At 72.1% G+C, this 13824-nt stretch carries 13 protein-coding genes; 5 read left to right on the top strand and 8 right to left on the bottom strand.

Annotated elements, in window-relative coordinates; genetic code table 11:
- Positions 1-2045 (bottom strand): flotillin family protein (locus tag ACLU3S_RS12755; RefSeq protein ID WP_413951897.1); only part of this gene is annotated, 2045 nt, incomplete at its 3' end.
- A gap of 232 nt (positions 2046-2277) precedes the next feature.
- On the opposite strand from ACLU3S_RS12755, the gene ACLU3S_RS12750 reads away from it, so the two are divergent.
- Positions 2278-3345, top strand: a complete 1068-nt coding sequence (locus tag ACLU3S_RS12750; RefSeq protein ID WP_413951896.1) for a PucR family transcriptional regulator — start codon at positions 2278-2280, stop codon at positions 3343-3345.
- A 176-nt stretch (positions 3346-3521) separates the two neighbouring features.
- Here the strand turns inward: ACLU3S_RS12750 and ACLU3S_RS12745 are convergent, their stop codons facing one another.
- The 3 genes from ACLU3S_RS12745 to ACLU3S_RS12735 form a co-directional block, all read right to left on the bottom strand.
- Positions 3522-4475 (bottom strand): MIP/aquaporin family protein, encoded by a 954-nt coding sequence (locus tag ACLU3S_RS12745; protein ID WP_413951895.1) that lies wholly within the window; start codon positions 4473-4475, stop codon positions 3522-3524.
- A 136-nt stretch (positions 4476-4611) separates the two neighbouring features.
- Positions 4612-5289 (bottom strand): SDR family NAD(P)-dependent oxidoreductase, encoded by a 678-nt coding sequence (locus ACLU3S_RS12740; protein WP_413951894.1) that lies wholly within the window; start codon positions 5287-5289, stop codon positions 4612-4614.
- 55 nt (positions 5290-5344) lie between these two features.
- A complete protein-coding gene (locus ACLU3S_RS12735) occupies positions 5345-6052 on the bottom strand; it encodes a DUF4328 domain-containing protein (RefSeq protein WP_413951893.1) in 708 nt (235 codons plus the stop codon).
- Positions 6053-6435: 383 nt separating this feature from the next.
- On the opposite strand from ACLU3S_RS12735, the gene ACLU3S_RS12730 reads away from it, so the two are divergent.
- Positions 6436-7155, top strand: a complete 720-nt coding sequence (locus ACLU3S_RS12730) for a DUF4142 domain-containing protein (protein WP_413951900.1) — start codon at positions 6436-6438, stop codon at positions 7153-7155.
- A 64-nt stretch (positions 7156-7219) separates the two neighbouring features.
- Here the strand turns inward: ACLU3S_RS12730 and ACLU3S_RS12725 are convergent, their stop codons facing one another.
- Both ACLU3S_RS12725 and thrS read right to left on the bottom strand, forming a co-directional pair.
- Entirely contained in the window at positions 7220-8188 is a 969-nt protein-coding gene (locus tag ACLU3S_RS12725) for a nucleoside hydrolase (protein ID WP_413951892.1), read from the bottom strand.
- A 52-nt stretch (positions 8189-8240) separates the two neighbouring features.
- Positions 8241-9479, bottom strand: coding sequence for a threonine--tRNA ligase (gene thrS, locus ACLU3S_RS12720; RefSeq protein ID WP_413951899.1), 1239 nt, complete (start codon positions 9477-9479; stop codon positions 8241-8243).
- Positions 9480-9835: 356 nt separating this feature from the next.
- Here thrS and ACLU3S_RS12715 point away from each other — a divergent pair, with 356 nt between their 5' ends.
- Entirely contained in the window at positions 9836-10621 is a 786-nt protein-coding gene (locus ACLU3S_RS12715) for a hypothetical protein (RefSeq protein ID WP_413951891.1), read from the top strand.
- A 304-nt stretch (positions 10622-10925) separates the two neighbouring features.
- Here the strand turns inward: ACLU3S_RS12715 and ACLU3S_RS12710 are convergent, their stop codons facing one another.
- Positions 10926-12269, bottom strand: a complete 1344-nt coding sequence (locus ACLU3S_RS12710) for a tetratricopeptide repeat protein (RefSeq protein ID WP_413951890.1) — start codon at positions 12267-12269, stop codon at positions 10926-10928.
- 113 nt (positions 12270-12382) lie between these two features.
- Here ACLU3S_RS12710 and ACLU3S_RS12705 point away from each other — a divergent pair, with 113 nt between their 5' ends.
- Both ACLU3S_RS12705 and ACLU3S_RS12700 read left to right on the top strand, forming a co-directional pair.
- Positions 12383-12556 (top strand): hypothetical protein, encoded by a 174-nt coding sequence (locus ACLU3S_RS12705; protein WP_413951889.1) that lies wholly within the window; start codon positions 12383-12385, stop codon positions 12554-12556.
- A 164-nt stretch (positions 12557-12720) separates the two neighbouring features.
- Positions 12721-12939: a hypothetical protein gene (locus ACLU3S_RS12700; protein ID WP_413951888.1), complete on the top strand. Its 219-nt coding sequence runs from the start codon at positions 12721-12723 to the stop codon at positions 12937-12939.
- Positions 12940-13039: 100 nt separating this feature from the next.
- Here the strand turns inward: ACLU3S_RS12700 and ACLU3S_RS12695 are convergent, their stop codons facing one another.
- Positions 13040-13804 carry a barstar family protein gene (locus tag ACLU3S_RS12695; protein WP_413951887.1) on the bottom strand — a complete coding sequence of 255 codons (765 nt, stop codon included), beginning with the start codon at positions 13802-13804 and terminating at the stop codon, positions 13040-13042.
- Positions 13805-13824: the final 20 nt, after the last annotated feature.

The raw sequence follows: 13824 nt of genomic DNA, 5'->3' as shown, positions 1-13824 counted from the left end.
AGGGCGGTCACCGGCGTGTCGGCGAGGCCCAGTTCACTCGCGCGGTCGAGGAGTTCCTGGAGCCGGCCCGCCTGCGGGCCGCCGCCCTTGATCTGCTTCATCAGCAGCGCCGAGACCGTCAGGTTCCGCACGTCCGCCGACCCGAGGGAGCCGAGGAGTCGGGAGAGGTCGTCGGTGAAGCTGCCCGTACCGTCCAGCCAGGGCCTGGTGAGCGCCTGCGCGGTACGGGAGTTGTCGACGAAACCGTCCACCCCCTTGCCGAGCGACACCGCGGACACCAGCCGGTCGAAGAAGACGGACTCCCCGCCGACGATGTCGATGTCGGCGTTCTCCAGGCCGGTGGCGAGGACCGTGGCCTGCGCCTGGGCGACCTGCCGCTGCGTCTCCAGGCCGGCCAGCCGGATCTCCTTCTCCGCCTGGAGCCGCAGCCGGTACTCCTCGTGCCCGCGGGACGCCTCGTCCAGGGCGGCCATCGCGGCGGCCTTCTCGGTCAGGCCGGCGGCCTCGGCCTTCAGCTTCTCCCCGATGGCGGTGGCCTCGGCGAGCGCCTTCGCCTTGGCGCCCTCCGCATCGGCCAGGCCCTTGGCCCGCGCGCCCTCCGCCTCGGCCCTGAGCCGCGCCTCGGTGGCCTCCGCCTCCGCGCGGCCGGCCTTCACGGTGACCTCGGCCTCCTTCTCGCGGACCTGGACGGCGGCAAGCCCCTCGGCGGCGGCCTCCGCCTGGACGCCCTCGGCCGTCCGCAGCTTCGCCCGCGCGTCGAGGTCGGCGGTCTTCAACCGGGCCTCGGCGAGGGTGAGTTCCTCGGCGGCGCGGTGTGTGGCCGCCTGCTCCGCTGCCTCGGCGGCCTTGATGTCCTTGACCAGCTTCTCCTGCGCCTCCGCCTCGGCGGCGATGACGAGCGCCTGCCGCTCGCGCTCGGCCTCCTCCACCATGCGCAGCTTCTTGATGGACTCCTCCTGTTCGGCGACCGTGCGGTCCACCGCGACCCGCTCCCGGATGACCTCGGCGATGTCCCGCTTCTCCGCCTCGACCTCCTTCTCGGCGGAGATCCGGGTCAGCTGGGTCTCCCGTTCCCGGGCGATGACCTCGAGCAGCCGGTCCTTCTCGATGCGCTCGTTCTCGACGGCGATGACCCGCTCGCGGTTCTTCGCGGCGACGGCGATCTCCCGGGCCTGGTTCTCCCGCTGCACGCCCAGCTGTTCCTCGGTGCGCAGGAAGGCGCCCTGCGCGCGCAGCCGCTCCTCCTCCACCACGCGGGCGGTCTCGGCCTCCTCGCGGGCGCGGGAGGTCTCGATCTCCCGCCTCTGCTTGATCTCGGCGTCCGCCTGCCGGCGCTCCAGCTCCAGGATGGCCTCGCGGGCGTCGACGTCCTGCCGGGTGATCTCCTTCTGCTCCGTGCGCTTGGCCTCGTTGGTGCGCACGTGCTCGATCGCCGTCAGCTCGGTGATCTTGCGGATGCCCTGGGCGTCGAGGACGTTGGCCGGGTCGAGCTGGGTGAGCGGGGTCTGCTCCAGGTAGTCGATCGCGGCGTCCTCGAGGTGGTAGCCGTTGAGGTCGACGCCGATCAACTCGATGATGTGGTACCGCAGTTCCTCGCGCTTGGTGTAGAGGTCGGTGAAGTCCATCTGCTTGCCGACGGTCTTCAGCGCCTCGGAGAACTTCGCGTGGAACAGCTCCTGCAGCGTGTCCTGGTGGCTGGCGCGCTCGGTGCCGACGGACTGGGCGACCTTGATGACGTCCTGGACGGTCTTGTTGACCTTCACGAAGAACAGGATCCGGATGTCGGCGCGGATGTTGTCCCGGCAGATCAGCCCGTCCCGGCCGGAGCGGCTGATCTCGATCGTCTTCACCGAGATGTCCATGACCTCGGCCTTGTGCAGGATCGGCAGCACGACCTGCCCGGTGAAGGACACGTCGACCCGCCGCGTCTTCGACACGATCAGGGCCTGGCTCTGGTCCACCTTCCGGTACAGCCGGGAGAACGCGAGCAGCGCCAGGACGGCGAGGAACAGGCAGGCGGCGACCAGCACGCCGAGGGCTTCCATGGCATACGTCCTTGTGTCAGACGGTGAGTAGGAGCCCCCGGCGTTCCGGTGCGGCGCAACTGCCGGTGCCCCGCACCGGAAACCCCCGTAGTGCTCCCCGCAGAGGATGGTGCGGCCGGTGCGCCCGCCTGCGCATTGCCGGTTTCCGGCAGTGTTCATTACTGTCTGCGTGCCGGACACACGTCAAGAAGACGTCAGCGCGGCGTCAGGATGCACGGGGGAACGGGGCAGGGTGGCGGAGCACGACATTCCCGAGCGCTATCTCGACGGCTTCGCACGGACCCTGGCCGAGGTCGCGACCACCGGCCGGCGCCTGAGCCGGGAGGAGCTGAAGGCCCGCCGCGCCTTCGGGGAACGGGCCGCCGAGGCCGGTCACGGCCTGCGCGCCCTCGTCGTCGCCCATGTGGCCGCGGCCCGCGCCGCCTGGCCGGCCGGCCCCGGCACGACGGAGGGCACACTGGCGGCCCTCGCCGCCGTGGAGCAGGCGATCGACGCGTTCGCCGACGGCTACGAGCGCGCCCAACGGCTCACCGTGCGCCGGGAGGAGGCGGCCCGCCGCGAGTTCATCGACGACCTGCTCTACGGCCGCAGCGACCTGGGCCGGCTCGCCGAGCATGCCGAGCGCTTCGGCCTGCGGCTGTCCCAGGCGCACGCGGTCGCGGTCGCCGAGGGCGCCCAGGGCTACGCCGAGGGCGGGCCGGTCGCCCGCCGGGTGGAGGCCGCCGTCCTCGCCCGGTTCGACTCCCACAGCATTCTGCTCACCACCAAGAACGGCCGGCTGCTGTGCATCGCGCCCGGCGACAGCGACGAGATCCTCACCTATTTCGCGAAGCAGGCGCACGCGGCCACCGACGGCGGCCGGATCGCGATCGGCCGCCCGCAGCCCGGGCCCGGCGGGGTCGTGCAGTCGTACGAAGAGGCCCTGGCCGCGCTGGAGATGGCGGACCGGCTGGAGCTGGAGGGGCCGGTGCTGCGCGCCGCCGACCTGCTCGTCTACCCGGTGCTCGCCCGCGACCGGCAGGCCATGGCCGACCTGGTGCGGCACACGCTCGGCCCGCTGACCTCGGCCCGGGGCGGGGCCGGGCCGCTGCTGGAGACGCTCACCGCGTACTTCGACGCCGGGTGCGTGGCCGCCGAGGCCGCCCGCCGGCTCTCCCTGAGCGTCCGTGCGCTCACCTACCGCCTGGACCGCATCCACCACCTCACCGGGGCGAACCCGGCCGACCCGGCGCACCGCTACATGCTCCAGACGGCGGTGATCGGAGCGCGTCTGCTGGACTGGCCGAACCGGCCGCTGTGAACCGCGACTTGGGCGGACCCCGGCACCCTTTTCTGCACGCCCGGGCGCCGGGCGCCGGCCGCCCTGGAGGAGACGCGTCCTCGGCCCGCCGTGCGGGCGCACGGGCAACGGCGGCTGGGGAGCCCGACCGGACAAGGGCAAGGGCCTGGAAGGGTCCTGAAAGCCGCTCAAAGACCCTAGAGGTCCTCCTCCTCGGCCGACTTCACGGGCCGGGTCCGGCCCGGCTCGGGCAGCTCGGCCAGCTCCCCGCGTACGACGAGCACGTCGCCGACGAACAGGTCGTACACCAGGATTCCGATCACCCCACCGATCAGCGGCCCGACGATCGGGATCCACCAATAGGCACTGAACGAGCCGGTCAGGCTCCCCGGGAACGCCAGACTGCCCCAGCCCGCCGCGTAGGTGAACAGGCGCGGCCCGAAGTCGCGGGCCGGGTTGATGGCGTAGCCCGCGTTCGCGCCGTAGGACAAGCCGATGGCGGCGACGACGAAGCCGATGACCAGCGGCGCGAGGTTGGCCTTGACGGCCTGGTTGCGCAGGTCGAGGATCGCGGCGATCAGCATGAGCAGAAGCGCCGTGCCCACGATCTGGTCGACCAGCGGGCCCCAGAGACTGCCGTGGTAGTACTGCGCGGGGAAGGTCGCGAAGATGGAGAAGGTCGCGTTCGTGTGCCCGTTCACCTTCGGCGGCTTGGAGGCGGCGTCGAACGCGTTGATGGCCTGGTGATAGACCGCGTAGACCAGCGCGGCACCGGTGAGCGCGCCGACCACCTGCGCGAACCAGTACGGCAGCACCTTGACCCAGGGGAAACCGCGGCGCACGGCCATCGCCAGCGTCACCGCCGGGTTGATGTGGGCGCCGCTGACCCCGCCGGCCACGTAGACGCCGAAGACGACGGCCATCGCCCAGCCCCAGACGATCAGCAGCCAGTCGCCGGCGGCGAGGAAGATCGTGGTGGGTGTCGCGGCACGGCCCGAGCCGGGCAGCGCGGCGACCGCCATCGCGACCGAGCCGCAGCCGAAGAGGATGAGGACCATAGTCCCGAGGAACTCCGCCAGACACTCGCCCAGCAGTCCGCCCCGGCTCCGCAGCCGGGAGGTTCCGATGAGCGGCGGGATTGCCACAGCCATGGAGGCCCCCTTGTAGAGAGCGATACGGCCAACATCACCATATTGGCCCAGAAATGCTCTTCACGCAGTGTGAGCGGCCTGCCGCCGGTCCGGCCCCGGACCGACCGGGCCCATCCTGGGCAGCCCTCATCGGCCGTCATCGACTGTCGAGGTCGTCGGCGTAGTGCCGGAACCCGCGCCGCTCCCGGTGCATGGTCCACAGCTTCTCGGCGAGCACGTCCGGGTCCTTGCGGGCATGCCCCGGCGTGATGGCGCCCGGAATCACCAACTGCGCCACGTGGATGCCCTCGCCCGCGAGGCGTTCGTGCAGCAGATGCCCGTACGCGCTCTCGGCGGCGAAGGCGACGGAAGTCCCGGCCCGCTCGGTGTGGGGCACGACGGCGGTCCCGCCGTTGACCAGCAGAATGGTTCCGCGCCCGAGTCTGCGCATCCCCGGCAGCACCTGCTGAACGGCGGCCACGGGCCCGTACACCGAGAACTCGATCGGCCCCACGAGGTCCCGGTGCCCGGTGTCGAGCACGGGCCGCATGAAGTCCCGGTGCGGCACCGGGCTGTACTGCAGCACCTCCACGGTCCCCAGCTCCCGCCCGGCCTCGCCGAGTGCCCGGGCCAGCTCCTCCGGCCTGCGCACGTCGGCGGGGAACCCGCGCGCGGTGACCCCGGCCTCGCCCAGCTCCCGCACCAGCAGGTCCAACCGGTTCCGGTCGCGCGCGAGAAGGGCGACGTCGAACCCCTCGCGCCCGAACCGGCGCGCGACGGCGGCCCCGAGCCCCGGCCCGGCACCCACGATCGCGATGACACCCACGCCCACCATCCGTACCCCACGACCCCGGATCCCGCACCCGGAGGGCCTCCGCCGGCCGTAGCCCTCAGAGCCCGGCCGGTGCGCTCACGGGGTCCTCCGGGCCCGCCGCCTCCCGCAGTCTCCGCAGCTGTACGGCGGTGACGGTGCGCACCGCGACGGCCCCGGCGACGGCGGCGCCCACGACGACCGCGTCGGACAGGAGCAACGGCCACACGCCGGTGTACGCGCGGGCGATGGTCTCGTCGGTGGACTCGCCGTAGAAGAGCCCCACCCCGCTGATCAACCCGGCCACCCACAGTCCCCACCACACATTGACGGAGACGGGCAGCCTGCGCCCCGGCGCGGTGCTCCGGAAGGCGTCGGCGACGATGCCGCGCGGAACCCACAGGTTGGCCAGGGGCACGACCCACCCCAGGTACACCCAGACACCGGCGTACTTGGGCCGTCGCCCCGACAGCGCGCGCCCGTTGTCCCACACCCGCCACAGCCACCCGATGAACAGGGCCGCGCAGAGGGCGACGAGGCCGTTCCCGACGGAGGTGACGACGTGGTACGACTCCTCCAGCGCGTCGAGCGGCCGGTGCACCCCGTTGCCCTGGTCCGGCGGCCCCGCGGCCGGCTCCCCGGCCAACGCCAGCCGCACCTCCCACACCGCCCGGGCGACCTGGCCGAGCCCCGCCAGCAGCAGCCCCCCGGCGGCCAGTCGACCCGGCACCCCCACCGACCTGAACCGGGGAGGGCGGGCGGCCGGCTGATCTGTCTGTTCGATCACCGGGCCATCCTCCGGCAGGGTGACCCTCGTTGTCACCGGTCGCCGGGGCGCCGGTTTCAGGCCATCCAGGTGTCAGGCCATCCAGAAGAACACCGCCGTCATGCGCTTCTCCTCCAGCGTGCCGCCGAAACAGCCGCTCCCGAGCACGGGTCAACGTTTCGCCAACCGTTCGCCACGGATGTCAAGACACCGGCGCGGACCGGCTGGTTGGCGCCCTGCGCAGTTTTTACCCGAGCCGCAGAGAAGGATCGCTTTCTCGTCCGTACTCCTGTGCGTCCGAACGCCCACGCCGACCTGTGGGCGGGATCCACGACCGGGCAGGAGACACGGTGCGCTTTTCGCGGAACGCGACGGGAACCCTCTTCGTGGGCGGTGCCATGGCCATGACCCTGGTGGCGCTCGCCTATCCGAGCATGCTCGGTCTGAACAAGGTCACCACCGCGCAGGACCGCGTCATCGCCAACACCCAGTGGGGGCCGCTCACCGAGGGGGACCGGGACTTCGTCGTGAAGGTGCGGGCGGCCGGCCTGTGGGAGTACCCGGTGGGCCAGATGGGCCTGCAGAAGGGGACCACGCCGGGTGTCCTCACGGCCAGCAAGCACCTGATCGACGGGCACGCCGCGCTGGACGCGAGCTGCCGCAAGATCGCGCCCATGCTGAACATCACCCTGCCCAACGTGGCGAGCCCTCAGCAGCAGGGCTTCGTCAGCCAGTTGAAGGCGGACAGCGGCAAGCAGTTCGACGTCGACTTCGCGAACATCCTGCGGATGACACACGGCTCGATCTTCAACACCATCGCGAAGATCCGCTCCACGACCAAGAACTCGCTGGTGCGCGCGCTCGCCGACCAGGCCAACGACACCGTGCTCGACCACATCACGGTGATGGAGAAGACCGGCCTGGTCGACTTCGACCAGACGCTCTTCCAGCAGACCACCCCGCCGAAGCTGCCCAACAGCGCCCTGACCCCGCCGCCCCCGCCCGCAGGCCAGCCGGAGGTGGTGCTGACACCGCCGCCGCACCCCACGTCCTCGCCGCTGGACCTCAGCGGCATCACGGGCGGCGGCGGTGCGACCCCGAGCCCGAGCCCGACCGTGGGCTAGGTGTGTGGCCCGGTGAGGTCGGGGACATCGGCGGGGGACGCCCGGTGTTGAAGCGTCACGTGCCTCAGGGACGTGTCACCGTCTCCAGGTAGAGCTTCACGTACCGGTCCACGTCCACCTCCAACGCGACGTCCACGAGCGGCTGTTCCCGCCGCCCCTCGTGGATCTCGGACTCGCCGGGCCGGGGGCGGCGGTCCACGACGGTCTGGCCGCGGGTGGGGCCGGGGGCGAGGCAGACCTCGACCGGCAGCACCCGGGTGGTGATGCCGCCCGGGTCGGCGACCGCGCACACCGCGCCCGCGTCCCCGAGACCGCCCGCCTCCTCCGCCTGCGGGGGCTCGCCCTGGGCGGCCGGGCGGTGGGCGAGGAGCTCGCCGGCCAGGCGGGTGCCGGGCTCACCGCTCGTGCGCAGCCGGTGGACGGCCGCGGCGGGCACCACCACCCGCTGGAAGACGTCCAGCCCGTACATCGTGATCGGCACCCCGGCGGTGAGCAGGATCGCCGCCGCCTCCGGGTCGTGCCAGACGTTGAACTCGGCGACCGGGGTCGCGTTCCCGGTGGCGACCGCGCCGCCCATGAAGACGATCCGCTCGATGTTGCGGGTCACCTCCGGGTGGGTCCGCAGCAGTAGCGCGATGTTCGTCAGCGGGGCGGTGGGGATCAGCGTCACCGGGCGGGGCGAGGCCAGGATCTCGCGGCGCAGGAGGGTCACCGCGTCCACGGGGGCGGGGGCGCGGTTCGGCGCGGGCAGGCCCAGGTCGCCCATGCCGTCCAGGCCGTGCACGTGCCGGGCCGGGCGGGCCGGCTCGATCAGCGGGCGCTCGGCGCCCCGGCCCACCGGGATGTCCGGGGCACCCGCCTGCTCCAGCACGGTCAGGGTGTTGCGGACCACCCCGTCGACGTCGGTGTTCCCGGCGACACAGGTCACCGCCCTGAGGTCGAGGCCGGGGTGGCGCACGGCGAGCAGCAGGGCCAGGGCGTCGTCGACGCCGGTGTCGCAGTCGATGATCACGGGGATGGGCTGACCGGTCACAGCGGGCTCCTTCGTCGCGTCCGACCCTCGAACCCTAGGGTCCTGGTCCGGGTCAGGCCCACAGCGCGGTGCCCCGCGCCGACACCCGTTCCGCGATCCGGGACAGCAGCTCCGGCACCGGCAGCTCACCGGGCCGCCGCCCGTCCCGCAGCCGTACGGCGGCCCGCCCCGCCCCGGCTTCCCTCGCGCCGATCACCGCCTGGTACGGCACCAGGCGCGCGGCGCGGATCCGGGCGCCCAGGGTGCCCTGCCCGGGCCCGGCGAGCTCGGCGCGCAGGCCCCGCGCGAGGGCCGCCTCGACGACGGCCGCCGCCTGGCCGGCCTGCTCCTCGGCGACCGGCAGCACGACCAGCTGGACCGGCGCCAGCCAGGGCGGGAAGGCCCCGCCGTGCGCCTCGACGAGGTGGGCCACGGCCCGCTCCACGCTGCCGATGACGCTGCGGTGCACCATCACCGGGCGGTGCCGCGCCCCGTCGGCGCCGATGTAGTGCAGGTCGAAGCGGGCGGGCTGGTGGAAGTCGATCTGGACGGTGGACAGGGTGGACTCGCGGCCCGCGGGGTCCGCGATCTGCACGTCGATCTTGGGCCCGTAGAAGGCGGCCTCGCCCACCGCCTCCTCGTACTCCACGCCGGAGGCGTCCAGGACCTCCCGGAGCAGTGCGGTGGCCCGGCGCCACAGCGCGGGGTCGGCGACGTACTTGCCGCCCGCGCCGGGCAGGGAGAGGCGGTGGCGCACGGCCTCGATGCCGAGGTCGGCGTAGGCGCGGGATATCAGCTCCAGGGCGGCGCGGGCCTCGTCCACCGCCTGGTCGAGGGTGCAGAAGATGTGGGCGTCGTTGAGCTGGATGGCCCGCACCCGGGTCAGGCCGCCCAGGACGCCGGACAGCTCGGCGCGGTGCATGGTGCCCAGCTCGGCGATGCGCAGGGGCAGTTCGCGGTAGCTGTGGGAGCGGGAGCGGTAGATCAGGGCGTGGTGCGGGCAGAGGCTGGGCCGCAGCACGACCTGCTCCTCCCCGAGCCGCATCGGCGGGTACATGTCGTCGCTGTAGTGGTCCCAGTGCCCGGAGATCTCGTACAGCTCCCGTTTGCCGAGCGCGGGGGAGTACACGTGCCGATACCCGGCCCGGCGTTCGGCCTCGCGGATGTACTCCTCCAGGGTGTGCCGTACGACGGCCCCGTCCGGCAGCCAGTACGGCAGGCCGGCGCCCATCAGCGGGTCGGTGTCGAACAGGTCGAGGGCGCGGCCGAGCCTGCGGTGGTCGGGCAGCCGGTCGTGCACGCGTTCGTTCATGGGGTCGTGCACGGGCTCGTTCTCGGAGTCGTTCATGGGGTCTCCTCCTCGCGAGGGGAGGCGAACGCCCGGTGACACGCCAGAAGCCCCGGGGCGTTCGCCCCGGGGCTTCGGACAGGTCGGGTGTCAGCGCGCCGGGACGGTCTCCGGCGTCGTCGTGCTGGACGGGCACTGCTGGGCGCGCTTCATGCCACCGGACGGTAGCAGCGGTGCGCGGGTGGGGCCACGGGTTTTCCCCACGCCCCTGATCAGGGGTGATCCCTCACCCGGACGGCCCGTCGCGCTGGTGGGCCCGCCGGGCCGGTGATGCCGTGGAGGCAGGCACAGGACCGGCCCGCCGTCCAGGAGGCACCCCGATGAATCTCGAGATACGCCCGCACGGCCGCCTCACCCTGTGCCTCATCGGCGCCGGCCTCCTCGGCCTCGGCGCCTGCGCGGCCCTCACCCTGAAGCAGCCGGCGACCGCACCGCAGCCCCTCCCCACGATCGACCGGCCGAGCCCGACGCCCAGATCCTCCGGGCGGAGCGACGCCACCGGGCTCACCGACGAGCAGGCGCAGGCCGCGCTCGTCACCCAGAACGACCTCGGCGCCCCCTGGACCGAGACGCGCGGCGCGGCCACCTGGCGGGACGGGCTGCTGAAGGCGACCACCTCGGCCGGGCAGTGCCAGCGGCTGCTGGACGCCCTGTACACCGACGAACTGCTCGGCGGCCCGCCCCGCGTCGCGGTCGGCCTGGACGACGCCGACACCGACGCCCAGCTCCGCTTCCAGATCGGCGCCCGCCGCCCCGCGGACGTGGACGCCGCGCTGGCCTGGCTGAAGACGATGCCCGCGCAGTGCGCGCGGTTCACGGCCACCACGGAGCAGGGGGCGGTGGAGGACGTGCAGGTCTCCGACGCCTCGCTGCCTGAGGTCGGGAACGCCCGCCAGGGCCTGCACGTCACCCTCGCCACCACGACGACCGACGGCCAGGACGTCACGCTCTCGCTGGACGTGGCCGCCGTCCGGGTCGGCCAGGACTCCTTCGCCCTCACCAACGGCGGCCTCGGCGACGTCCCGAACGACGCCACCCAGGCGGCCGTCCAGGTCGGCGCGCTGCGCCTGGCCGACATCCGCAAACTGGGCCGCGCCCAGGTGTGACGCGTGACCGGGTCTTTGGGCGGTAGCTCTTCGGGGCCGGCGGGAGTAGCAGGACCCAGCGTCCCGGCGGTGGCTCGGCGGACCCGGAGCAAAGCAGCACCCGGCCTCACCGCAGCGACCGGCCGAGCCCACGCACAGAACACGGAACCCGCCCTCACAGCGGCGGCTCCATCGCCCCGGCGGGAAAGAAAACAGGAGGACCTGGCCGCACGGCAGCGGCGGGGCGGCACGAGACCCGGACCCGGCCCACCGCAGCGACTCGGCGGGCACGGGGTGAGGCGCGGGCGCGGACGCGCGGGGCGGCTCAGAGCGGCGGCTGGGCGGGGGCCGGGCCCAGGGTCGTGGTTCCCGGCGTGGTGCGGTGGCCGAGCCCGGTGCGGTACGCGTCGAGGGCGGCCTCGATACGGCCCGTGCGGCGCAGCAGGTCGCCCAGCAGCCGGCACAGGTCGGCCAGGTCGCCGGCGGCGCCCGCACGCTCCAGGAGGCTCAGGGCGCGGACGTAGTGCTCCTCGGCGGCCTCGGTGTCGCGGGCGTCCTCGGCGATGATGCCGAGGAGGCGGTGCGCGGCGGCGGCGTGCACGGCGCCGCGCTCCGAGGAGAAGTCCCCGAGCACGCCTTCCAGCAGCTCGGCGGCCTCGCCGGACTTGCCGCGGCGATGGAGGACGTCGGCGAGCTCGACGGCGGCCTGACTGCGGTAGAGGGCGGCCCGGGTCTCCGACAGCATGGCCAGGGCCTGCCGCAACTCCCGCTCCGCGCCCTCCCATTCGCCGTTCTGGGCGTGGACGTAGCCGCGCATCCAGTGGCAGTTGGCCAGCTCGGTGCGCAGCCGCAGCTGGCGGTACAGCTCGGCCGCCTTGGCCAGGGAGGCGTCGGCCTCCGCGACCCGGCCCTCGGCGAGCAGGGTACGGGCCACCGACCGGTGCATCCGGGCGATCAGCGCGGGGTCGCCGGCCTGCGGGGCGAGGGCGAGGGCGAACTCGGCGGCCTGGGCGGCGCGGGCGTGGGCGCCCATGTCCATGTACGGGCCGATGACGCTGGCGTACAGGAGCAGCAGCGCGTCGGGGTCGTGCAGGCCGCCGCGGTTCAGCTCGTCGAGGGCGGACTCCAGCAGGTAGACGGCGTACCGCAGCTCGCCCGCCAGGTAGTGCGCGACGGCACGGCCCCGTACGGCCGGCACGCGCGCCGCCAGCGACTCGCCGGCCAGCCGCTCCTCGGCCCGCTCGAAGCACTCGCGCGCCTTGCCCAACTCGCCCGTCTCCAGGGCGCAGTCCCCCAGCCCCAGCAGAGCGCCGGCCTGTTCGGACGCCAGCCCGTGGGTCTGCGCCTCCGCGAGCAGCGCCCCGTACTGCTCGGCCGCCTCCTCCGCCCGGCCGTCGGCGAGGACGCGCTGGGCCTCGGTGAGCCGCAGCCGCAGGTCGGTGGCGAGGTGAGCGGGCCGCCCGACGGCCAGCTCCTCGAACGCGACCCCGAGCCGCTGCGCGATGTGCTCCAGCGCCTCGTCGGAGGCGCGCACCCGCCCCGCCTCCACCGTGGAGATGTAGGCCGGCGTGTAGGCCGGTTCCGCAAGTTGACGTTGCGTCAATCCCCGCTCACCGCGCAACTGCTGCACCCGACGCCCGATGACCTCGGGATCGTCCCGTTCCCGCATCACCCCGCCACCTCCAACTCCCTTGGGCCCTCTTGCCGTTCGGCTCCAACACCCCTAGGTTAAACGGCGCATTAAACCTGCTTAATACGCCGCTGTCGTGTTGCGAGGTCACCGTGCTCGGACGTACATCCGCCTCCTACGGACACTCCACCACACGAAGGGCCGTCGCCGCCGCCGTCATCGCCACGGCGGCCCTGCTCCTGGCGGCGAACGCCGGCCCGGCCCGGGCGTCGACGCCCCCCGCGTCCACGCAGGTCTCCACACCGGGGGCGGCGCCCCAGCGCTGAGGGCGGACGCGGCCTCAGAAATCGGCGGTTCTGAGCGCGGAGAGAGCAGCTTGGAGCAACATGCTCCGCCGGCGCAGCAACGGGTCTCATCACGCCTCGTATCGATGCCGCGCACGCGGCACTGGCAGGTCGTGCGGAGCTGGTTGAGCCAGGTGCGGACGTCCTTGCCGGCGGAGAGCCTCCGCCGCATCCGCTTCCACGACGTGATCAAGGACCTCCTCGGCCGCGCCCACATCGGCGTCACCGTCTACGCCCACGTCCGTCTCCGCCTCCAGCGCGACGCCATCGACACTCTCAGTACCGCGCTCGGCAGCCGGGAGACCACCAAGACGGTCAGCTCCGACGGCGACGAGCCGCCACCCTGCACCGCCCTCGTCCACTGACGTTGCCGTCAACTACTGCCGTCACCCGCCGCAGAAGCCCCGCCAGGAACCACCCGACGGGGCTTCAAATTTACTTGCGCACATTCACGACAAACAGAAGTCAACAAATGGCGACATCCACGTTAAATTCACGCATAACCTCCATTACTGAGTCCACAAAGGCGCGATCCAGCAACTCCTGGGACACCCGAAAATCTCGCCAAACAATCTTCACCGGAGGCCCCTCTCCGAAACTCGAAGAAATGCAGTCCGCCAGAGCATCAAGATTTGACCCAAAGTACCCACCAGGACCATTAACCGCCTCGCCCAATGCGCAGAAGAATCCCGACTTCGTGGAGATTTGAGCGCCATCCAAATGTACGACGTCATCGACTCCATAGCGGGCGGCCCTGTGATTCGAGGTAAACCAAGCATTCTGGACAACACGGAGCCAGGCACTGTGATGACTCGTTGGCCATCGAAGCCATTCCCCCTTCTCCATTGCGACGTCCAATGCCCAGCGTCGCCAGATTTTTGCAGCCCCGGGATACTCGCAGCGATTGCCAAAGAATCGATACGGAACACTCGAAATTTTGCCGTCTGACGATTCTGCTCCGACATCGCCGAGCACAACCCGGCCGACGAAGTACTCGCCGATCTTTTCCCGTCGACGATTAACAATCTCCAGTACTGCGTCTTCAGCCCTTCGCCTACCCCTGGCAACCTCATGAGCCCTCAGGAATACTACTTCCGGCGTCTCCTCCTCCGGATCGACAAAAAATCCCTCCACCTCTTCGGCCGCGACGAGTACGTCTCCGGACTCCTCATCGACCACCACGTACAGCGGGAAATCCGCCTCAATCACCATAGACAATTCACCAGCCATACTTGACCCCCAACCGGAGC

Origin of the sequence: Streptomyces sp. AF1A, from assembly GCF_047340315.1 — a bacterium.
Lineage (GTDB): Bacteria > Actinomycetota > Actinomycetes > Streptomycetales > Streptomycetaceae > Streptomyces.
This window is presented reverse-complemented; position numbering and strand designations above follow the sequence as displayed.